Here is a 22,001-nt window from a genome sequence, read left to right as displayed (position 1 = left end):
ACATGTATATTTTCCGGGCAATAAGCGTGCTTCTGTGCAGTATTATGCTTCTAAGCGGTTGCACGAGTATGCCGGAAATTCAAAACATGGCATATGCGACGGCTATTGGTGTCGACTTTAAGGACGGAAAATGGATTGCCTACACACAAATACTCAATTTTTCAAACATCTCGCATAGTGAACAAGTTAGTCTTGGTAAAGCTGTCCCCGTATGGGTAGGAAAAGGGGAAGGGAAAACGATGGCATTAGCATTAACTGATATTAGCAGAACATCCCAGCTGCAGGTGTTTTGGGGTCATGTTAAAGCTGTTGTTATGACAGAAGCGGTGCTCAAGAAGGGTGTCACTGATGTGTATAGCGCGATTAATCGTTACAGGGAAGTAAGGTACAATATTCTGATCTATGGAACAAAGAGGAGCCTGCCAGAAATTTTTATTCAGAAATCGATTCTGAATTTGTCCCCACTGGAAACGATCATGTTTACGGCTAGTCAAATGCATTCAATCGTTTCCGTAATCCTTCCTGTTACTGTAAATCGCGTTATTGCGGATTTAAATGAACCTGGAGAGCCGGCAATGATTCCATCACTTGAAATTGATTCTAAAGATTGGTCGGAAGACGAACAACCAAAGCCGATGTTCAGCCTATCAGGTGGTTATTTTTTCAAGAAAAACAAGATGATAGGATGGATGTCAGGACGGGATCTGCTAGGGATTAGATGGGCGGAAGAGGGACTGAAACGTATACCGCTTCAAGTTAATGCCCACGGCTCACCGGCTGCCGTTATTGAATTTTCATCTCCTAGAATGAAAATTAGACCCGTAACGGAAAAGGGAGAAACTCGCTATAATCTTGAAGTTGAGGCAAAGGGCATTGTCATTGAGCTAATGCAAGACGTAACCATTAACCATTTGAAGGAATGTGCTGCTGATGCCATCCGCAAGGAAATCATGAACACCTATAGTAAAGCGTTAAAGTCCCAAATCGATCCGTTACATCTCAGACAATCGCTTTATCAGTCATCACCCGCGGAGTTTCGGCGCTTGTCCAGCACCGATGATTTTTTCTTGAAAAATGATTCTATCAAGAACATTCAAGTAAACGTCAATCTAATGAATACGGGGAAATATAAGGGGACAAAAAATTAATTGAAGCAGACATTTTGATTCTAAGCAAGATTCCTCGCAACTCTTGTAACAAGAGCACAATCATGAAGCCTCTACTAATCATAGATTAAAAGGAGCATGATAGTGGGAGGTGAGCTTTAATGGAGGAAATGTATCGTTTCGGCAGAAATAATATGAACTGTAGAGTCCGTGTTCGGACTCGGGATGGCCGTTGCCACGAAGGCGTTATCGTAAATGTTGATAGAAACAATCTATATTTACGGACATCGGATGGGGTAAGAACGTCAGCATATTATGGTAATGGGTACGGTAATGGATATGGTTATGGGTATGGTTATGGGTTTGGGGCAGGTCTACTGACTTTGTCATTGTTTACGCTTCTTGCTATAGCTTTGATCTAAATAAAGAAACCTCAAGTCCATAGCGGCTTGAGGTTTCCTTGTTTTACAGCAGCAAGATGGAATATCTCACCTTATGTTACTGTTAAGGAAGAATGTTTCCTGCAGCACGATAAATGGCATACCATTCTTCGCGTGTCAAATGAACTTCGCTCGCATTGCAGCAATCGTTCAGGCGGTCAAGATTCATTGTACCGATAACCGGTTGCATTTGCGCAGGGTGGCGCAAAAGCCATGCAATAGCAATCGTCGTATTGCTGACATTGTATTTTTCAGCAATTTCATCGATTTGTTTATTCAATTCCGGGAACTTGTCGTTTCCAAGGAATACGCCTTCAAAAAATCCATATTGGAATGGTGACCAAGGCTGAATCGTAATATCGTTCAGTCTGCAATAATCGAGGATACTGCCATCACGGTGCACAGCAGCATCATTTTCCATATTCACGTTAAATCCGCTCGAAATCATAGTCGCGTTCGTAATGCTTAATTGCAACTGGTTAGCGACTAGAGGCTGCTTCACCGATTTCTTCAAAAGTTGAATTTGCATTGGTGTTTGATTGGATACGCCGAAATGGCGTACTTTGCCTGAGCTTTCAAGGCGATCAAAAGCTTCAGCTACTTCTTCCGGCTCGACCAATGTATCTGGACGGTGCAAAAGCAGAATGTCCAAGTAATCCGTTCTCAATCGCTTCAAAATCGCATCTACCGATTCTAAAATATGTTCTTTGGAGAAATCGAACATGCCAGGACGAATCCCGCATTTTGATTGTAAAATAATCTTCTCGCGAACTTCATCGTTCATATGAATAGCATCTGCGAATATTTCCTCACAAGTTCCACCGCCATAAATATCAGCATGGTCAAAGAAATTCGCACCTTTATCTAGCGCCGTCTGAACAAAACGTTCGGCACCGGTCTTGTCCAGCGAATTAATACGCATGCAACCGACTGCAATCACCGGCACCTCTAGTGTACTGCTTCCAAGCTTCATCGTCCTCATGATTTAAGTCCTCCTTCGAGATTGGTTAACTTTGTTTGATGGATTCATCGCAAATAGAAGAGTGTTCTATTTGTTGCTGCACAAACTATGTAAACGCCTTCCTAAAACAATTGTGCCTTATGATTGTCTCACAAAAGGCCGCCGTATTTCAATGTTTACAAAAAGGATAAAATGATATATGTGTCCGCTGGTCGTTGGCACGGCATCTCTATCCACGTGCTCTGGTATTTACATACAAACGTGAATTCGGTATTCTGGAAAAATAGTTTCAACTTGGAAGGCATTTAATTACGACTTTTTATTAAATGGAGGCAGCAAATATGGCGACAATTGAGGATTTCATGAAATTAGATATTCGTATTGGTACGGTTATTCATGCAGAACCTTTTCCAGAAGCACGAAAACCCGCAATAAAATTAGAAATCGACTTTGGTGATTTTGGTGTCAAACATTCCTCGGCACAGATCACAGAACGGTATGAACCAGAACAGCTTATTGGCCGTCAAGTTGCCGCAGTTATGAATTTTCCTGTTAGACGTATTGCGGGCTTTAAATCCGAGGTGCTTGTCATTGGTGGAGTCCCATCGGAAGGTGATGTAGTTCTTTTAAAGCCAGATCAACCCGTTCCGAATGGGACGCCAATTGCGTGAGGAAGTTTATCAAAAAAAAAACAGGTTACCGATATAATCGGCAACCTGTTTAGCTTTCCACGTTCACACGTCGACAGCGATCGTAGCAATTAAAGTTATAGGGCTCCATGTCAGCTTCGATTTTTTTTGGTACATAACCATCGTTTGTTAAGCTGGTAAGAAGTTTAGTTAAATGCTTTGCCGTTTCTGGTAGATCATGCATGAGCACGATAGGGGTCACATCATATTTCTCTAATTTTTGTATTTGAGAAATTGTCGTTTTAATATAATCTTTGCTTGAAATAGACCAGTCGCTGCTGTCCACGTTCCAATCCCACAATTTATACCCGTTGTCACTTAAAACCTTCCTGAATGAATCCGTTAAATAAGGTACACTGCCGTAAGGCGTACGAATGAGAACCGATGAGATGCCTGTAATTTTCTCAAGTGTTTTTTGAGCTTGATTCATTTCATCCAGCGCAGATTGTTCCGAACGGTAAAATCGATTTTTATTGTGTGTGACACCATGCAAGGCTACGGCATGTCCTTCTTCTACAATTCGTTTAACGATTTCTGGAGACTGTCGCATTTTTGGCTCCAACATAAAAAATGTAGCTTTTACATGAAACAGCTTCAACGTATCCAATATTTCATTGGTAGCTGAAGAGGGGCCATCATCAAAGGTTAAATATATCGTTTTATTATTTTTGTCATCATCGATTTCGGAAGGCTGCTTCACAGTAATTAAATTTGTTTCAAGTTGTTCATTTGTGTCATTTATAGTTGCTTGGATAGGATTTGGACTGCTGCATGCAGATAATTGAGTAACAATGATTAAAATAATACAAATGGCAAGTTTTCGCATGATCTAATTCCTCGTTTTGTGTAAGATGTTTTGATTACGACGGTTCTTTTGTCCTTTCTTTTTGTACTGTGGCATATATCTTTGGGATGTCTGTTTAGTCAGTATAAAAAACAAAAGTGTCAGCACTATGGCTAACTTGTTTCTATGTTGTAAAATCTCGCAAAAATCGACATCAGCTACTGATTATTGATTTGTTAATTGGAAACACTGTGTAAGAAGAATGATGGACAGGCTATGGCCATCAGAATGAAGCAGATGAATTTTTAAGGGGACAGCGGCACTCTGAGACTATTTAATATAAGTCTCATTATCCGTTGTCCCCTTTATTGATTGACCTGCTTTGATAACCAAATGGCTGTTATTAAATCTATTTACGTTTCTTTTTTAGAAATTTTCTAGTTAAATTAACTGATATTGATCTTAAATCAGAGGAATCGGTTGAATTTTGACCAGAATCGCTATTATCGCTGCCGCTGTCACTGTCGCTGCTGCTAGAATCACTGCTGCTTCCTTTTCCGGCTATATTGGTTATGTTTATGTTTATTCTGCCAACATTCCCAAAAATAATCGTGCCTTCGTTTCTTTCAATGATGACACGTCCCAATTCGCATCCCATAATAGCTCAGCATCCCTTTCTTTCATCACTATTTAAAGCAGCTTGACTGTAGATGGTTCTTACTGACTATTCTATGAATGAACGAGTAGATAGGTATTGGCTATTTGTAGAGTTACAGGAGCCTTTTTTTAGTCTAAAATGTGTTTTTATTATGTGATGTGGTATAAAAGCTCTCATTCTATTGGATTTTTCTGGTTTTGCGCATGAGCAACAAAATTAGTTTATTCAAACTCTATTGGTGTCTGGGAAGATTTCTTACACGGGGCAAGACTGTTTCTCTAGACCCACATGAATTTCGTTTTGTATAATGACACGGTACCTTTAAGGCTATAGAAGATAGGAAGTGCTCAAGGATTGACTACTCAAATGGATGCAACAAACAAGCAATCAACTTTCGCGATTTGGACCAGCTTAATTAGCAACATTGTATTGACCGTCATGAAACTTACAGTTGGTTTGCTGTTTGGCAGCCAAGTGCTTATTGCAGATGGCGTTCATAACGCAGGAGATGTATTTGCAACTGCAGCAGCATTAGTCTCAATGATGATATCAAAGCGACCGCCGGATGAGGATCATCCTTATGGACACGGAAAAGCTGAGGTTATCGGAGCAGGAATTGTAGCTGTTGTACTTGTCCTTGCTGCGATCTACATGGGCTATCACTCCGTAATGGCAATGATGGAACCGCCACATAAAGCAACACTGCTTGTCCTCATTGCAGCAGCCATTTCACTCGTATGGAAACAGTGGCTTTATGTTTACACGATGCGAATTGGCAAAAACACGAATAGCAGCGGCTTAATCGCCACTGCATATGACCATTTAGCAGATGTATACGCATCTCTGGCAGCAGTTATTGGTATTGCTCTAGCCATGTTAGGTGAACATTATAATATTCATTTTCTAAAATATGGAGATCCCTTCGCTGGAATCATTGTTGCTTATTTTGTCCTAAAGCTGGCCATTCAAATGGGAAAAACCTCTGTTGACGTATTAATGGAGAAAAATATTGATGAAGTGAGCATGGAGCAAATTTCAGAGCTTGTTAAGTCGATACCTGAAGTTAAGCGAATTGACCGAATACGGGGCAGAGAGCACGGGCATTACATTATTGTAGATGTAAGGGTAGGCATTCCGGCTGAGTTAAGCGTACAAGAAGGCCATGATATTAGCAGAGAAATCAAACGAGTGATTCAAGCGCAAAATCCGATGGTGGAAGAGGTTCTTGTTCATTTAAATCCATGGTATATGGAGAACACTCAAAACGAGTAAAGGTAGTTAAGCCGATACGAATGCGGAAAAACGGGTGCTGAGGCATCCGTTTTTTGTTTGTTTTTCAACTAGTTAAGAATGAATGGTTCCACTAAACTGTATACCTAAACGCAACAAAAGCTCGCGATTAGTCGTCTATCTCGTAATTGGAATATTTAGTATACGGAGGGTATAGATGATGAAACAATTAAAAGGCAAAGCTGTCGTAATCGTTATATTAATTGCTTGTTGCATTCCCTTACTTTTATGTTGGGGGTTGTATATCATCCTAAGTTCTCCGACGATGCACTGAATGATTCGAGATCTCTTATGATAAATAAATGATATTTTTGAGTTCAGTAAACTTCAGTTATAGGCGTTCTTTATTACCCAAGCTGCGAATAAGTCGTTTATGATGTGTATTGTAGGCTATCATTATAAAAGGAGTGATGCGTTATGAGAAATGACCTGATTCAAATGATCGATTTGTTCGAGAGGTCTATCACTTAGGGAAATCCGATAGATGGTTTTTCCTGAAATACAGGGAGGAATCCAGGAATGATTACATTAAAGGCATTAGACATAAGTAATTGGGAACAATGTGCACAGCTTAAACCAAAACCAGAGCAAGAAAAATATATCGCTCCTAATATTTATTCGATCGCTGAAGTGCAATTTTTAAAAGGATTTGTAACGAGGGCAATTTACAATGATGAAGTTATGATTGGTTTTACAATGTTTGGGCTTGATCCAGACGATGGGAATTACTGGATATATCGATTTATGATTGATGGAGCATTTCAAGGACAAGGTCATGCTTCTAAAGCAATGCAGCTGGTTATTGATGAAATAGGAAATGCAAGTGACCGAACGGATTTTATTGTACTTGGATATAAACCGGAAAATGAGCGAGCGAGGAAGCTATACTCAAAAGCAGGTTTTAAAGAAGAAGGTTCTGCTCCATGGGGAGAAATACTTGCGAAGTATAGTTTCAAGCATGCTGTTCATAAATAACGAGAATAAAATTTCACATAGCAAAGGCTGCCGACCTAAACGAGAAGGCAGCCTTTGCTGAGTTCATATAAAAGAATGTTTAGGAATGATGATACCTAAATCATAATATCGATATGATTATTGCGGATGGATCGTTTAATATAAGCATAGGAGTGTCGAAGCTGTAACCAGCTCTCATTTTCAAGAGGAGGAATTGTGATGTCCATGCCGGCTAGCGATACATTGGCGAGAAAGAAAGTTAGAGCCATTATTACTGGTTCTACTGGAATGGTGGGAGAGGGGGTGCTCCATGAATGCCTTAATCACTCTGAAGTGGAGCAGGTACTAGTCATAAATCGCAAGCCATGTGGCGTAACCCATCCAAAGCTAAATGAAATTATATTGCCGGACCTCTTTGATTTATCTAGTATTGAATCTAGGTTAAGCGGCTACAATGCCTGTTTCTTTTGTCTAGGCGTATCGTCTGTAGGTATGAAAGAGGCTGAATACAGCAGAATTACATATGATTTAACCTTATATATAGCTAATCTGCTCTCCAAATTAAACACGGATATGATCTTTTGTTATGTAACCGGGGAAGGAACAGACAACACGGAACAGGGCAAAAGCATGTGGGCACGAGTGAAAGGGAAAACGGAAAATGATCTGCTGAAGCTGCCCTTCAAGGGAGCTTATATGTTTCGACCAGGCTACATACACCCGATAAAGGGATTAAAAAACGTCCATCGCTTTTATGGGTTGTTAACTTGGCTATACCCTGTTTTGCGGCCTATTTTTCCGAAGCATGTTATTACGTTAAGAGAACTGGGCACAGCGATGATTAATATCGTTAACGAGGGGTACGTAACTTCCATATTAGAGAGTAAAGATATGGCGAAGGCGGCGAAATTGAAATAAAGCTTTATGGATATACAAACGAGAACGTAGCTGAATACATATTGGAAAACTTCCCTTCTGGCAGCATAGAGGGAAGTTTTTTTGAGTTTCTCTCCCAAGAGGAGCTGAGGTCAGAGCGGAATAACAACATCTGTAATTGTACATACTACGCTCATCTTAGACTGGGAAACTTAGGGTACCCGCCTAAAGTCTTCCGTAAGGGAGTGGAATGAAATGAAAGCCAAAGGGAAACTAGGGAAATTTATTATGGCTGATTTGTCTTCTGTCCAAAATGATTTTTCACTGGGAAACTGGGGTGGGAAAGCGGATCAAAACCCTGAGACCACGGAAGGCGCCACAATGCCTCAGATAAGTGATTATACTCAAGAGTATGGACGTCTATCCCGAAGTCTCGCTGAAAATTTAGAATGGTTTAAGACTCATTTCACATATCCCCGCAATCGAGGTCTAATTGTTCGTGAAGTAACAGTAGGACAGCATGGGCGAAAGGGTGCAGTCCTATTCATGGATGGACAAGTGGACTGGAAGCATCTGGACCGCTGTGTCATGGTGCCTTTAATGAATATAGAGATGAAGCATGTTGAAGAGCCGGATATCGATTTGTTGATGGCGGATACGTTCAAAGATGGAAAAGTCACCTCAAAGGTGGAGCTAGGAAGAATTACAGATAGTATATTGGCAGGCTCCGCTGCCATTTTATTTGATGACGTAGCTGAAGCGATACTCGTTGTGGTAAAAGGGTGGGAAAAGAGAGCCATCGATACCCCTAGAACAGAGGTTGTCGTGCGCGGTGCAAATGAAGGGTTTACGGAGGAGCTAGAAACAAATTTATCGATGATTAGACGAAGACTTCGTACGCCAGACCTAATCGTGGAGACTGGTTTTGTAGGCACGCTCTCGCGGACAGAAATAGCCATTGTGTATATTAAAACGATTGCAAACGAAGAGCTTGTAGCCGAGGTTAGAAAACGTATCGCAAGTATTCGATATGATTACATCGGGGATAGCGGCACGATTGAACAATTAATTGAGGAGCATTCGAATTCAATTTACCCCAATATACTCAGCACAGAACGACCAGACTGGACCGCAGCACATCTAGCCAATGGTTATGTAAGTATTATGGTGAACAATTCACCATTCTCTCTTATCGTCCCAGCTCATTTTCCACTTTTCCTGCAAACGGTAGAGGATACTTATCTTCGCTGGCCCTATAGCAGCTTTATCCGTACGATTCGCGTAATCGGTTTTTTTGTTGCACTCTATTTGCCGAGTATCTATGTGGCAGTCGCTAATTTCCATCAAGAAATGATACCGACGACACTTATGCTTGCTATTGCCGGTTCACGCGAGGTTGTGCCGATTCCGCTGGCTGCAGAAATATTTATGCTGGAATTGATGTTTGAAATCATTCGTGAAGCAGGCGTCCGGATACCGAGCGTTATCGGTCCGACGATTGGTATCGTTGGGGCATTGATATTGGGGCAAGCCGCCGTACAAGCCAATATTGTAAGCCCGATCGTTGTCATTATTACGGCAACAACAGCGCTAGCTTCTTATACGATTCCGAACTATAACATGCAGTTCGCCACACGTATGCTTCGTTTCATTTATTTGCTTGCAGCGTCTTATCTAGGCTTGGTTGGTGTTGTTTTGCTGTCATTATTGCTTTGGACTACGCGAGCAGCGGAAAATTCGTTCGGCGTTCCTGTACTCGCTCCTTTGACTCCTCATAGACCCAGCAGCGATTCATTTTTGAGAAAAGCAATCGATAAGCAAATTTATCGTCCGTTTTCGATCCGTCCCAAAGATGCGAATAAAATTCCGAGCAGTATAGCGGTAGAAAGCGATGAGACGAACGAACAAGGGGATGCGCAGAAGTGAGAATGCATCACATTGGTTTACGAGAGGCGTCTGCAATCGGCATTATTTTTATCATCACAAAAATATTTTTGCCTTTCCAAAGGTCTTTGGCAGAAGAAGGGGGCACCGCAGCTTGGATTATTCTTGTTATTGCGATGCTGTTCTGTCCGCTTACTTGGTGGGCGATTAGAGGGGTGATAAACAACGGTCCAGAAAATAGTACATTAATTACGGCTACGGAAGACATATTAGGCCCGATTTTGGGAAGTGCAGTTAATCTAATGTACTGCACTTTTTTCTATATGATTACATTCATCGTGCTTCGTGAATTTTCAGAAATCATATCCTCTGAAATTTTGCCTAGAACACCTCTTATGGCTATTCTACTTGCGCTTTTATTACCAATTGCCTTTATCGCACATACAGGAATCGAAGCCATTGGCCGAATCAGCTCCATAACTGTATTCCTCATTGTAGGAAGCGTTTATCTATTGCTAATTGGTGGTTTAATGACTCATATGGAGCCCAGAGCTTTATCACCCTTATGGGGAACTGGTCGTTCTCATGTCCTTTTTTTGGGTGTAATTAAAAGCTCTTTATTCTCTGAGCTGCTTGTACTCGGATTTCTTCTGCCAAGAATGCGACATCAGAAGGACTGGGGAAAAGTGGCTTGGTGGTGTATTATCGTTTCGTCTGTCCTGCTGCTCAGCACAACGATCTGTTATTTATTTATCTTTCCCTATCCAACAGCTTCGAGAATTAACGTACCATTGATGGAAATTAGCAAGCTGATTGTATATGGACGATGGCTGCAGCGCTTAGAAAGTTTGTTCCTCATTGTTTGGTTAATTAGCACAGTCGTTAAATTAGCGGTGGGCTTATATTGTACAGCTTCAGCGTTGTCTCAAATTTTTCACTTGCCAAGACATCGGCCGCTCGTTTTTCCACTGACGATAACGATATTCAGCTTTGCGATGCTGCCAGACAGTGAGATGACGGCCATCGCTTGGGATCGGGACATTCTTCGAACCTATGGTTCAATAATTTCGATTGGTTTGCCTATGCTGACATGGCTGGTAGGCATCATCCGTAAAGGGAGGAGACCAGCGTGAGACGCTCATTTCGGATTGTAAACACCATTGTGATTACAGTAACGAGCCTGATTTTTTTATCGGGCTGCTGGGATCGGCTGGACCCGGAAAATATGGCTTTTGTCATCGCAATCGGTGTGGATGAAGGCCCACAAAATGATTTCTTATTTAGTTTTGCTATTGCTGTACCAAAGCTCAGTGATATGGGTCAAAGCTCAGGAGGAGGGGGAAATAAAGTTGTCATTGTACATACCGTTGAAGGCTCCAATATGGCTTCTGCACTCGCTCTTAGCCAAAGCTTTATTGCTCGCAGATTAACGCTAATTCACTCTAAAGCGCTCATTATAGGCGAAGGGCTGGCCAGAAAGGGCGTCATGCCGCTATTAAGCGAAGCGGTACGTAATCGGGAATTTCGTCGTACCGTTAATATGATTACAGCAAAAGGAAAAGCAAAGGACTACCTGCAATTTGTTCAACCAACGACTGAACAGGACGTAAGCTTCTGGTTTGAACTTGAATTAGATCCCAAAAATCAAGGCGGCACTATACCGAAGCAAGCGCGTTTTCATGAATTTATTATGGATGTTGAAAGCAAAGGCACAGGTGCAATATCTATATTATCAGCACCTAGGCCTGATGTTAAAAAGGGCAAAGCAAACATTTCTTCTGATGAGAAAGATCTGAATCCAGATGCCAAACAGCCTATTGTGAGTGATCAATATGCCGGGAAAATAAAACGTACAGGTGATGTCCCTGTAGAATTTTTCGGCAGCGCCATATACAAAAGCAGCTCTTTGGTTGGTTATCTGAATGGATCAGAGACACGAATACTAAATATGCTTCGAGGGGAATTGGAAGAAACGGTTTGGGATTTCAATGACCCTTCTGATAAAAAGCTTAATTTAAGCATGACGATGAATGCTGATAGACAAGCAAAGCTGAAAATAAAAAGAAAAGGTGATCAAGTTACCGCAATTTTCGATGTTAAATTGGAAGGAGAACTGATCAGCGTGCAAACAAAAGTGAATTACATTCAGGCGAATAATCGAGAAAAGCTGGAGAAGTCCATTCAAAAGCAATTGCATGAGGACGCCCTTAAATTGTTGAACAAGACCATTCATCATTGGAATGTCGATTGTTATCGTATTAACAATCGAGTGGTATCCACTTTTTCATCGGTGCAAGAGTGGGATGCTTTTAATTGGAGCAGCCATTTGAAGGAAATGAAGTATGAAGTTAATATTACATTTGTCATGCGGCGATATGGTGGTCAAGTAGGTCCAGCGATCGAAGGTGATCAGGTTTCATGAGCAAGCATGCTGTGATGTTTACTATTTTAGGTTTATTCTCCATCTGGGGCTGCGTATATGTGGGTAGCCTTGCTCCTTCGCTTTGGAAGCAGAAAAATTTTAGAGGGGCCATTGGTGTAAGTATATTAGCGGGCATCACGTTAGTTGTTCCTGTTTTAGTCAGAATAATCGGAGAGGAATAAAAAATAAGGCCTTTGCTAACGGCAGAGGCCTTATTTATATGGTTGCCGCAAATAAGTAAGCTGTTTCTTTATCCAGTTACAGCATCTACTCGTGCTTGATCAGCATTTATGCAGCGTTTGCATACCGTGATCGAGGAGCCGTTTTTTGTCGCTCGCGGATATAACAATTTGATTCTAGTACGATTGCAAGTAGGGCAGGTCCCTCTGCCGCGTGAGGGAAGGTTCCAAAGCGTCCGTCCTCTTTTTGATTTTGCCATCGATTATTCCTCCTTTCTGTTCAATGACTTGTCAAACAATTTGTTTCAATAACTGTATTTTAATTCCTTTTCAGGTCGGTTTGAAAGATAATAAATAACTATAATTAAACTGTTTCTTTTTTGTCGCCTATTTTCAAACTAGCAGCGAGCAAAATGAAGATGATGATCATTAGCATGGCTAGCGCCGGAGCAAAGTTATCAAATAGATCGGATGTGAAACCGATAAATAGAGGGCCAATGGATCCTAATAAGTAACCGCCAAATTGCATGACAGCTGATAATGATGTGGCTTCTTCCGCACTTTTAGCCTCTTGAATCGGAATAAGGATTGCTAGTGGAAACAGACCGCCAGCACCAATACCTAGAAAAACAGCAGCAAACCATGGAGAAAAATGCAAAAGCAAAAAAACAATTCCGATCAGTTCCGAAAGACCGCATACGAGCAGCCAAGTTTTTCTACGGCCTGTTTTACTTACAAGCATTGGAATGAAGAAGCTAATAGGAATTTGAATAACTGTAAATAATGTAAGGACAAGACCGGATTGCGAATAGCTTAAACCTATCGATTGAGCAATGGGAGCGAGCCAAGCAGTTATCGAATAAAAAATAGCGGCCATACAACCAAAAAACAAGGTAAACAACAGTACACGTTTATTTTTGACGAACAAAGATGAGATCGGAATAACGGTTCTATTAGTTTCTTTTTTCTTTAAAAGCGGGAGAAGCAATAGAGAAGCGGGCAGTGCCAGAATACCCCAGAAGCCTAAAGAGTACTGCCACGATTCATTTAATTTATGGAATAAAGGCACAGAGAAGCTGGATGCAATGGCAGCCCCAATGACCATAGCTACAGAATATACGCCTGTTATACCCGGCTTATTTGGAAAGTGTTTTTTTATAAAGCCTGAAATTAATGGTCCTGCAATTCCAATTCCAATACCCGTGAATAGCGATGTAGTAATTAAGAAAAGACTGCCATTTGCGAATACACGAAGGGAAGTGGCTGTCAGGATCAAGAGCATAGCCGCAAGCAATGACTTCTCAATTCCAAGATGGGAATTCAGCTTTATCGCCAAAACAGCAAATATCCCCATACAAAGAACTGGCAGTGTCGTCATTAGACTTACGGTGACCCCGCTCATTCCTAAATTGGATTGAATAATATCAAATAATGGACCGACCGAAGTAATCGATGGTCTTAAATTCAAGGATACAAGAAATATAACTAAAATAAGATACATATAACGCATAGGAAACATTCCCTTCTTGGTTGTTGCACTCATTATAGTTTTGTATTTATAATAGTTCAATACTATATATTCAATAGAAACGATAGTTTTTGACTATCATTAAAGAAGGGTTGTTACTATGGAGATTAGACAATTACAATACTTTCTTATGTTATGCAATGAATTGCATTTCTCTGAAGCGGCATACAAATTAAGGATTTCACAACCGACGTTAAGTCAACAAATACGGGTGATGGAAGATGAGTTAGGCGTTCCTTTATTCGATCGGATTGGTAAAAAAACAGTTAAAACCGAGGCGGGAGAGCTTCTTGAAAGCTATGCTTTGAACATTGTTCAACAATTAGAAAACGCCAAAAAGGCGGTATCCGATCTTACCAATCTGGATGCTGGTCAATTGCGAGTAGCCGTGCTGCCATCGGATCTCGATTATCGTTTAACTTCCTTGCTCGTTGATTTCCACAGGGAACTGCCAAATACAAAAGTTCAAGTTATACCATCGATTGATATTTCAAATAAAGTGCTGAACAATGAGGTTGATCTTGGTGTTGGTCTAGCGATTCAGTCAGATCCAAGGTTGACTCGCATTCCTTTCTATACCGAATCGTACAGCCTATACGTAAATAAAGAACATCATTTAGCAGCGCAGGATATTATTTTGCCAGAACAATTAATAGAGATCCCTTTTGTAATGTTCCCCAAAGGTTTTTATGGACGTGATTTAATTGACACATGGTGCAAAGAGCAAGAAATATCTATCCGAACCATTATGGAGACAGGGTCTGTTACTTCTTTGTTTCAGCTCGTAATAGAAGGAATTGGAGCTACCATACAACCAAGCCAATTGATTGAAAGCTTCAACTCGATGAATATCTGTGCGATTCCGATTAAACATTCACCGACGCGAGAGTTGGAAATTTTTTATCGCAATGATCGATATTTGAGTCGTGCGGCTAAAGTTTTTATGAAGCGGTTGGAACTGTTTTTTTGAGGATATAGTTGCAATTTCGTTTACTTTTATGTAAAAATTTAGATAGAAATATTGATTGATAGGCTGAGGGGAGAGGATCATTTGAAAGAGGAAACTGTAATAGGGCTGGTCGAAGTAGCGCCATTTAAGGCGCTGGCAGTGCGGACAGGAATGACGCCAGACAAGAGTGGTACAAGGGTGGCTTGGAGCAAGCTGACTGAACATGTGCCACTGGACGATGAGCGGCTGAATTCAGTACAATCAGCGTTTGTATTCATCCCTCAGCAGCAATGGGACAAGGAAGTGGATACACTTTGGGTCGGTCTTAAGGTTAAAGAGTTTGGCATCGTGCCCGAAGGCGTTGAAACGCTTGAAGTTAGCGGCGGACTGTGTGCTAGCGCTCGCGTGTATGGCGATGAGACGAGTATGTGGGGTGTTTATGAGAAGATGTTCTCCTGGCTGGAGCAGTCACCGGACTACGAGCTTGATAAACGTGATGGTGTGCTCGGAATGGAGACGGTTCCGCTCAAGCCAATCAATGCTTTGACTATTCCTTATTCAGACATCAAGACCTTCGATTTCACGATGCTCTATCCGGTTCGGAAGAAGCTGATCAAGTAACAGCTATTGCTTTATTTGATATCACCGCTGTCTCTAATAATTACATTAACGGTAAACTCTTGTTTTAACTTCGGAAACCATACTGTTTTCCAATTTTCGCTTTGATTCTCAGTCATCTGATTTCGGTAATATTGTCCCAGCCCCAAAATATCTGATTTATGAGCTTGAAGTCTGCTGAGTAGATTAGAGTATCTCTTAAGCATTAAAGCTTCCAGCTCTTTTTCAACCTCTGCATTCGTAGGGTTTCCCTCCTCTTCTTCAATAACGCCTATTAGTTTCATATGGCTCTTGATGTTTGGGATGGAACCAGACCAACTCGCTTCATTGTGAACACGAGCGCTATCGATCATAACGGTTGCATTATTCATGAGTTCAACCGTTCCTCCTGAATATTGACCTTGGTAAAGGTTGTAAATTAGAGTCTCTTCAATTGACATTTTCCCGACCATACGATCCCGGTTCATTATGGCCGAACCGAGGGACATAAAGGGCGTTGTAGCCCCTTTCGCAATAAGAGGGATTGCAGTATCCTCTGTTTGTACATACATTCCGCGGTAGGCTTCCCAAATGTGAATAATGGAAATATTCGGTGTCCAACCTGACTCCTTGCCAAAAAAATCATAAGCGGATAAACCGATATTCACCTTTTTCTTATCGTGCATTAGCTGTGAGAAATCTCCAGATACAATAGCGACTAATGCTTTCGGTGAAATTTCTCTTGAACGGATAACAAATTCGATGGCGTCTTTAATGCTTTTTCTCGCCGTGTTTTCGCTAATAAGCAGCAGCTTTAAGTGTAATAAATCAACACTTTCCTCTGCATGGGTTCGGAGCATGTCAACAGCCTTGTCGATCGATTTGGCTTCTGCTTGCAGCGTTCTTGTTGAGTTGTTTTGTTGGTTTGGAATACGTAAAAAAACTTGAACATTGCCTTCTTTGCCTTCCGTTATTCCCATAATGACAGGAAGCATACGTTTATTAATGTCTTTATTATTCCAGCAGCCTCCTAATACGGCGAAGCTGCAGCATAGCAATATGAACGCAATAAGAGGTTTATATTTCATGCCAGCTTCCTCCTTTTTACCATACCCATAATGAAAATAGCTAAAGGTAGCGCGAAAATACAGTAAAAGCGGAACCATGTATCTATATTGATGAGAACTTGAACAGCATTCCAAGTGGGAAGAAACCCTGCAAGGGCAACGACTGAAATAGCAAGAATGATCACGATGACGGGTAGAGAGGAAATTAAATAAAGCTTTTGAATTAGTTGGATCATCATCCAAAGTAAAAGAGCAGCATAAACAAAAACTGAAATGAGCGTACAGGTAATAAAAAATAAAGTCAGTCTATCAAACATAATCCAACTGATATCAATGGAATCCATGGATATGATGGTTGGGAATTGAAAGCGAGACGAGGTTTCGCGGCCGAATATAAAAAGCGGAATATAAACGAGAGCAATATAAAAAAATAGCAAACTCACATAAGTTAAAAAAATGGATTTGCTTTTTTTTAATATTGGATATTTATAGAGAGGGATAAAACCTAAGAACAAAAAACCAGAATGTGCAATAAAACTCGAGTAGAAATCAGCGCTGGCCATGAATGAGAAGGTTTTATCTAACAGTGGATAACCATTCTTTAAATCAAAATTGCCAAACGAAGTGAAAAACGAAAAAAGTGTCACAGGCATACAAATAATAAAAAGAATGAGAGTTGCTCTTATAATAGTCTGAATTCCTTTCCAAGCCGCATATAGAGGCACGAGTACCAATAATGCAAGTGACCATAGCGGGTATTCTGGAAGGAAGGTCACGGTCAGCATTTCGGAGTGAACCCGGAGAATGACACAAACATCGATAAAGAAGAACAGGAGCAACGGGGCAAGAATGATGCGTGCAGCCCATTTTCCTGTTATTTCATTAAAAATATCGGCAAGATCCATTTTTGGAAAACCAGCAAGACCTTTTAGATACAGCCACATTAAGATCCATTCCAACATATATCCGATTAAAATAGGCTCCCAATGACCGCTTTTTGTAGACGCGATCGTTTTTTCAGGAAAAATTAAAAGAATGGTAGCAAGATGAACTAAAAAAAATGTAGTTAATGGTGCGAATTTACTCATTAGAACCTCCAGATTTTATACTCGAGTTCACATACGGGTAGTGGAAAGTAGTCATACTTGATAAGTAAAAACATATCCAGACGACCCCGACGAGCGTGCCTAGCAGGCCATAAACCGCGCTGATTAACAAAATAACGTATTTTAGGATTCGAATCATATACGCATTTTGGTAGCTGACTAACGTGAAATTGGCTATTGTTGTCGCAGCTAAAATAATGATTAACAAGTTACTGACCAATTTTGCCTGAACAACGGCTTGGCCAAGTATAATTCCCCCTACCATCGTAGTGGTGGGTCCTATACTCTTTGGAAGCCTTATGCTCGCTTCGATAACCATCTCCAAAATACCAAGCATGAACAAAGCTTCGATGAGTGCGGGATAAGGTACACCTTCTCTGCTTAGTGCCACAGATAAAGCCAGCTGAATACGAAGAACCTCTGGATTGACCGCGACCAAGGCAACATAAAGACCTGGTGCTAGTAGGCTTACGAACAATCCGAGAATCCGTACCATGCGTATGGTAATCATATAAACGAATGGATAGTTGCGATCCCCTTGCATACTCCAAAGATCGGTCACAAAACCAGGCATAGCCATTGCAAAGGGGTGATGATCCAAAAAAATGATGATGCGGCCTTCCATTAAATGCCGAACGGACTCTGAAGGAAGCTCAGTTGAAAGGAATGGAGGGACAAGGCTGTACTTTGGCAGTCCTAGTATTTTTGATAAATCTTGAATGCTTTCAATTTCAGTGTCTTTATGTTTCTCCAAAAGAGAGTTGATATGGTTTACAAATTTTTTTTGAGACCTGCTTTTTATGTAAAACATGCTGATTTGGCGAGGATTAAACGAGCCTACTGAATAAGAACTGACAATTAAATGATTAGCTGTTATCTTGGATCGCAGCATCCCGATATTCGTATTGATATCTTCCGTAAACGCATCGAATGATGATAATAGTACACTTTCAGTTTGGGGGGGGCTGATCGCTCGGGAGATTTGCGGATGTAATAAATTAAGCATTAAAATGGTGGAACCGTCTTCAGAAAAGAGGCCAATTCTCCCTCGTAATAATGATTGTGCGATCTCATCTAGAGATTTCACATAAGCCCCTCCAAAAGTAGAAAAAATCTGATCGAAAACATCGATCGATTCATTGGAATAGGGCTCGAGCAGAAGTAAAGAATTTCTAGACTCATTAATGTTTACTAGAGATTCAAAATAGCAAAGTTGAATTTTTTTGTTATGAATGAGAAATTCCTCTTTGACGAAGTCTGAGCTCTCTTCGAAATATTGGTTTACTTGATCATATAAGTTCATGGATAATGGTTGATTCATGGTTTACCACCCCGTAGTTAAGGCCCTCCACAAAGCGGAGGGCCTTTGGCTGTTGTTTAGAAGTTGCGTTGACCTAATTGTTGTTCAGCAATTTGGACGAGCTTCTTCGTAATATATCCACCGATTGAGCCTGCATCACGAGTCGATAAGTTACCGTTATAACCATCTTGCGAGAATTGTACACCTAATTGCTGTGCTGCCTCTGTTTTCAATTGTGAAATGGCTTGTCTTGCTTGCGGTACGACTAAAGTATTCGAACTTCTTCTGCTCATGTTTTATCACTCCTTCATGGGATGTAAGGTTATTATGGTTTGTAAATTGTAAATGTATGCAAGTTTAAAAACAGATTTTTCGAAAAAATTACAATGCTCACAAAGATGAGTATAATGAGTATTGCATTGATGCGGAAAATGGCATTTCATACGCAAATAAAAAGCTTAGGAGTGATGGTTTGTGAAAGGTGAGAAAATATATCTGTCTCCATTAGAAATAAAGGATACCGAAGAGCTGCTTGCAATTAGACGAAGGAATTTTCATTTTTTTCAGCCATTTGAGCCTATAAGGCCAGAGCATTATTTTACGATCGAAGAACAGAAAAAAATGATTGAATCAAGCCTGCAAGCTGCGGCTAATGATCAAGGTTTTGTGTTTGGCGTGTTTCTTAACGAGTCGAATAGGCTTGTAGGGAGAATCGAATTATCAGGCATAGCGCGAGGCCCTTTTCAAAATGCGTATCTGGGTTACTTCCTTGATCAAGAGCATAACGGCAAAGGTTATGCGACTGAAGCCGTATCATTATGTGTCAAATTTGCGTTTGATCAGATCGGCTTGCATCGTATTCAAGCAGGAGTGATGCCAAGAAACTTGCCATCGGTCCGAGTGCTTACGAAAGCTGGCTTTAGATACGAAGGACTTTCCACCAAATATTTGAAAATTAATGGCGTTTGGGAAGACCATGCGATCTATGCGATTATTACTGAGGATAGGGAAGCTGCTCAGTAGAAATTGATGCAGAAATTCAATTAATTCCAGAATATAAAGATAAAATGATCCGCTTAGCTGAACCTCATTTTTGGGAAATGTTTCAAATTCGCATAGGGTGTGTATTAGCCTAATAGAATGAATTTAAACAAACAAAGAATGGGGTAGTGATGTTCAATGAAAAAAATGTGTTCACTTATGCTAAGTTTGTTTCTGGTAGTCGTTGTTTTTGCAGGAACAAGTGGAGGAACCACCGCAGAAGCCGCAGTCAAAAAAGAGTATCTTGAAATTTCAAAAAACGTCGTCTATTACGGACAATTGAAAAACGGCAAACCGCATGGAAAGGGAACAATGTCCTGGTACCAAACAAAAACGTATTCAGGTGATTGGGTGGACGGCAAACGAAGCGGGCTTGGTAAATTTGTGAGCAGATCTACAAGCGAAGGCACAGAAATTACATACGATGGCGCTTGGAAAAACGATATTAAATCAGGCAATGGTTCATTGAATACGAAGACTATCCGCTCGGATGGCAGTGTACAATCTCATAAGATTCAATTCGGTCAGTTTACGAATGACAAATTCACAGCAGGATATTCCGTATTGCATGTGAAAGATGAGCCAGCATATAGCTTTAACTACAAAGATGCAACGATGAATCTTCAAGTGATCGGTACGAATGTGAAGATGAAGGAAGCATGGAAAAATGGTACTTTCTCAACCATTCAGTTTATGAAGGGTAAAGTGATGAAGCATTATGCTGTCGCATTTAACGAAAACCCTTCTTTGGTAAAACAGAACAAAGCGACACTTAAATATTTACAAGGCATTCAATCGCAAGTAAACACGCATTTGATTAAGTTTGAAAGCTTAGCTAAGCGGGTGCCTTTGGCTTAATGCATAATAGATTTTAAGCGGATGGCTCCTTATGTGAAGGGGCCATCCTTTTTTTAATCTTCCTTCACGTTTGTCAAGTACTACAGAAACATGGTACTAGGTGGATGGTGAGGTGTTGTGTATAGTTAATTTATCCATACAACGCGTGGAATAGGTACTTCAGGAGGGTGAATAGTTGCTGTGAATACAACATTAATAAGAAATGGTGAGCTGCAGTGGAAAGCATCCATCCTGAAGCAGCATGAAACATATGCCTATCAAGCGGCTTATTATTTGCTTGAAGATGAGTTCCTTGCAGCCAAAGCAGCGATGGATACACTTGCAGCATTGATTCGTGATGAAGCTTTTTTTGTTAAGGAAGCCGTGCTCCAGCAGAAGCAATTGAAACAATTGGTTATGAAAATATCGCTGGGCATTAAAGCTTCACAGATGCAAACTTCAATTTAACAAAATAACAATAAACCTCAAACTTATGCTTCACTCTCCTCGTTGCTTGTCCTAAATCAATTTTACTCCTAGTCCAATTTGGATTTTTTCTCATCCTGCCGCAAAGCCCATTTTCGTAAACAACACTGATATGATATAGTTTTTTATGTAAGATAAAGACAATTCATGCAGGAGGATGTGGCAGTATGATCATAGACTTGACGCATATGATTCATGAAGGGATGCCGGTATTTCCGGGGCACACAGAGACGACTCTGGTGCAAAGCAGTCATTTTCAAAGTGATGGGTACAATAACCACCAATTATCGATTAATATGCATGCAGGTACTCATATCGACGGCCCGATGCACTTATTGGACATTCAGAAATATATGACAGAAACCTCAGTTGAGCAATTTGTTGGAGATGGCGTACTGCTGGATGTAACTGGGGCTGCAGTAGTTGATTACAAAGAAGAGTACGAAACACGTATTCATGAGGGACAGATCGTTATTTTACATACTGGGCACGGCGATTTTTATGGGAAACCTTATTATTTCAGCGATTATCCGGTGTTGACCGCCGATTTTGTTGATTTGCTTATTCGAAAAAAGGTGAAAATGATCGGTTTAGATACGCCTTCGCCTGATCGCTATCCGTTTTCCATTCATAAAAGCTTGTTTGGCAGCAATATTTTTATTATAGAAAATTTAGCGAATGTGAAGCGGCTGATTGGCATTCAAGCCTTTGAAATTATAGCGCTGCCGCTCCTTATTCAAGCGGACTCATCTATAGCACGAGTGATCGCACGCGTAAAAGAATAACGATATAATGAGACATACAGCAAGCCCAAGCTTTCAACTAAAACGAAGGAGGATGATGTTTT

General features: G+C 40.7%; 25 protein-coding genes. 16 read left to right on the top strand and 9 right to left on the bottom strand.

Features of this window, described 5'->3' with window-relative positions; genetic code table 11:
* The first annotated feature begins 2 nt into the window (after positions 1-2).
* Together BK120_RS24600 and BK120_RS24595 are read left to right on the top strand one after the other, a co-directional pair.
* Complete coding sequence (locus BK120_RS24600) at positions 3-1,148, top strand: Ger(x)C family spore germination protein (RefSeq protein ID WP_076270143.1); 1,146 nt, start codon at positions 3-5, stop codon at positions 1,146-1,148.
* Positions 1,149-1,267: 119 nt separating this feature from the next.
* A complete protein-coding gene (locus BK120_RS24595) occupies positions 1,268-1,528 on the top strand; it encodes a hypothetical protein (protein ID WP_076270142.1) in 261 nt (86 codons plus the stop codon).
* An 82-nt stretch (positions 1,529-1,610) separates the two neighbouring features.
* On the opposite strand, the gene BK120_RS24590 is transcribed toward BK120_RS24595, so the two are convergent.
* The gene (locus BK120_RS24590) at positions 1,611-2,528 is read right to left on the bottom strand and encodes an aldo/keto reductase (RefSeq protein WP_076270141.1); all 918 of its coding nucleotides are present in this window, start codon (positions 2,526-2,528) and stop codon (positions 1,611-1,613) included.
* Between the two features lie 320 nt (positions 2,529-2,848).
* On the opposite strand from BK120_RS24590, the gene csaA reads away from it, so the two are divergent.
* Positions 2,849-3,178, top strand: a complete 330-nt coding sequence (csaA, locus tag BK120_RS24585; protein ID WP_076270140.1) for a chaperone CsaA — start codon at positions 2,849-2,851, stop codon at positions 3,176-3,178.
* Positions 3,179-3,227: 49 nt separating this feature from the next.
* On the opposite strand, the gene BK120_RS24580 is transcribed toward csaA, so the two are convergent.
* Positions 3,228-4,022, bottom strand: a complete 795-nt coding sequence (locus BK120_RS24580; RefSeq protein ID WP_076270139.1) for a polysaccharide deacetylase family protein — start codon at positions 4,020-4,022, stop codon at positions 3,228-3,230.
* Between the two features lie 367 nt (positions 4,023-4,389).
* The gene (locus BK120_RS24575; RefSeq protein ID WP_076270138.1) at positions 4,390-4,638 is read right to left on the bottom strand and encodes a hypothetical protein; all 249 of its coding nucleotides are present in this window, start codon (positions 4,636-4,638) and stop codon (positions 4,390-4,392) included.
* Positions 4,639-5,004: 366 nt separating this feature from the next.
* Here BK120_RS24575 and BK120_RS24570 point away from each other — a divergent pair, with 366 nt between their 5' ends.
* From BK120_RS24570 to BK120_RS24540, 7 genes are all read left to right on the top strand, one after another.
* Positions 5,005-5,910 carry a cation diffusion facilitator family transporter gene (locus tag BK120_RS24570; protein WP_076270137.1) on the top strand — a complete coding sequence of 302 codons (906 nt, stop codon included), beginning with the start codon at positions 5,005-5,007 and terminating at the stop codon, positions 5,908-5,910.
* Positions 5,911-6,447: 537 nt separating this feature from the next.
* A complete protein-coding gene (locus BK120_RS24565; RefSeq protein ID WP_076270136.1) occupies positions 6,448-6,903 on the top strand; it encodes a GNAT family N-acetyltransferase in 456 nt (151 codons plus the stop codon).
* 198 nt (positions 6,904-7,101) lie between these two features.
* On the top strand, positions 7,102-7,800 hold the full coding sequence (locus BK120_RS24560; protein ID WP_256711009.1) for an NAD-dependent epimerase/dehydratase family protein: 699 nt from the start codon (positions 7,102-7,104) through the stop codon (positions 7,798-7,800).
* A gap of 213 nt (positions 7,801-8,013) precedes the next feature.
* Complete coding sequence (locus BK120_RS24555) at positions 8,014-9,684, top strand: spore germination protein (protein WP_076270135.1); 1,671 nt, start codon at positions 8,014-8,016, stop codon at positions 9,682-9,684.
* Between the two features lie 2 nt (positions 9,685-9,686).
* Positions 9,687-10,775, top strand: coding sequence for a GerAB/ArcD/ProY family transporter (locus BK120_RS24550; protein WP_256711013.1), 1,089 nt, complete (start codon positions 9,687-9,689; stop codon positions 10,773-10,775).
* Positions 10,772-12,064, top strand: coding sequence for a Ger(x)C family spore germination protein (locus BK120_RS24545; protein WP_076270133.1), 1,293 nt, complete (start codon positions 10,772-10,774; stop codon positions 12,062-12,064). Before BK120_RS24550 ends, BK120_RS24545 begins: the two co-directional genes overlap by 4 nt.
* Entirely contained in the window at positions 12,061-12,246 is a 186-nt protein-coding gene (locus BK120_RS24540) for a hypothetical protein (protein ID WP_076270132.1), read from the top strand. The genes BK120_RS24545 and BK120_RS24540 overlap by 4 nt, the downstream gene beginning before the upstream one ends.
* A gap of 68 nt (positions 12,247-12,314) precedes the next feature.
* On the opposite strand, the gene BK120_RS24535 is transcribed toward BK120_RS24540, so the two are convergent.
* Both BK120_RS24535 and BK120_RS24530 read right to left on the bottom strand, forming a co-directional pair.
* Entirely contained in the window at positions 12,315-12,503 is a 189-nt protein-coding gene (locus BK120_RS24535; protein ID WP_076270131.1) for a hypothetical protein, read from the bottom strand.
* 104 nt (positions 12,504-12,607) lie between these two features.
* Positions 12,608-13,753 (bottom strand): MFS transporter, encoded by a 1,146-nt coding sequence (locus BK120_RS24530; protein ID WP_076270130.1) that lies wholly within the window; start codon positions 13,751-13,753, stop codon positions 12,608-12,610.
* A gap of 118 nt (positions 13,754-13,871) precedes the next feature.
* Between BK120_RS24530 and BK120_RS24525 the strand changes: the two genes are divergently transcribed.
* Complete coding sequence (locus BK120_RS24525) at positions 13,872-14,741, top strand: LysR substrate-binding domain-containing protein (RefSeq protein ID WP_076270129.1); 870 nt, start codon at positions 13,872-13,874, stop codon at positions 14,739-14,741.
* An 81-nt stretch (positions 14,742-14,822) separates the two neighbouring features.
* Positions 14,823-15,341 (top strand): GyrI-like domain-containing protein, encoded by a 519-nt coding sequence (locus BK120_RS24520; protein WP_076270128.1) that lies wholly within the window; start codon positions 14,823-14,825, stop codon positions 15,339-15,341.
* An 11-nt stretch (positions 15,342-15,352) separates the two neighbouring features.
* Here the strand turns inward: BK120_RS24520 and BK120_RS24515 are convergent, their stop codons facing one another.
* From BK120_RS24515 to BK120_RS24500, 4 genes are read right to left on the bottom strand one after another with little or no spacing between them, the layout of a single operon-like run.
* Positions 15,353-16,405 carry a Ger(x)C family spore germination protein gene (locus tag BK120_RS24515; RefSeq protein WP_076270127.1) on the bottom strand — a complete coding sequence of 351 codons (1,053 nt, stop codon included), beginning with the start codon at positions 16,403-16,405 and terminating at the stop codon, positions 15,353-15,355.
* A complete protein-coding gene (locus BK120_RS24510; RefSeq protein ID WP_076270126.1) occupies positions 16,402-17,472 on the bottom strand; it encodes a GerAB/ArcD/ProY family transporter in 1,071 nt (356 codons plus the stop codon). Before BK120_RS24510 ends, BK120_RS24515 begins: the two co-directional genes overlap by 4 nt.
* Positions 17,465-18,811 carry a spore germination protein gene (locus BK120_RS24505; RefSeq protein ID WP_083682394.1) on the bottom strand — a complete coding sequence of 449 codons (1,347 nt, stop codon included), beginning with the start codon at positions 18,809-18,811 and terminating at the stop codon, positions 17,465-17,467. Before BK120_RS24505 ends, BK120_RS24510 begins: the two co-directional genes overlap by 8 nt.
* A gap of 56 nt (positions 18,812-18,867) precedes the next feature.
* On the bottom strand, positions 18,868-19,083 hold the full coding sequence (locus BK120_RS24500; RefSeq protein WP_076270125.1) for an alpha/beta-type small acid-soluble spore protein: 216 nt from the start codon (positions 19,081-19,083) through the stop codon (positions 18,868-18,870).
* A gap of 181 nt (positions 19,084-19,264) precedes the next feature.
* Between BK120_RS24500 and BK120_RS24495 the strand changes: the two genes are divergently transcribed.
* From BK120_RS24495 to BK120_RS24480, 4 genes are all read left to right on the top strand, one after another.
* On the top strand, positions 19,265-19,813 hold the full coding sequence (locus BK120_RS24495; protein ID WP_076270124.1) for a GNAT family N-acetyltransferase: 549 nt from the start codon (positions 19,265-19,267) through the stop codon (positions 19,811-19,813).
* 156 nt (positions 19,814-19,969) lie between these two features.
* Positions 19,970-20,689, top strand: coding sequence for an MORN repeat-containing protein (locus BK120_RS24490; RefSeq protein WP_076270123.1), 720 nt, complete (start codon positions 19,970-19,972; stop codon positions 20,687-20,689).
* Between the two features lie 180 nt (positions 20,690-20,869).
* Positions 20,870-21,136: a hypothetical protein gene (locus BK120_RS24485; protein WP_083682392.1), complete on the top strand. Its 267-nt coding sequence runs from the start codon at positions 20,870-20,872 to the stop codon at positions 21,134-21,136.
* A gap of 185 nt (positions 21,137-21,321) precedes the next feature.
* Complete coding sequence (locus BK120_RS24480) at positions 21,322-21,939, top strand: cyclase family protein (protein ID WP_076270122.1); 618 nt, start codon at positions 21,322-21,324, stop codon at positions 21,937-21,939.
* The last annotated feature ends 62 nt before the right edge of the window (positions 21,940-22,001 follow it).

The organism is Paenibacillus sp. FSL A5-0031 (genome assembly GCF_001956295.1).
In the GTDB taxonomy this organism is placed as follows: domain Bacteria; phylum Bacillota; class Bacilli; order Paenibacillales; family Paenibacillaceae; genus Pristimantibacillus.
The sequence above is the reverse complement of the archived record's forward strand: the minus strand, read 5'-3'. Positions and strand labels throughout refer to the sequence as shown.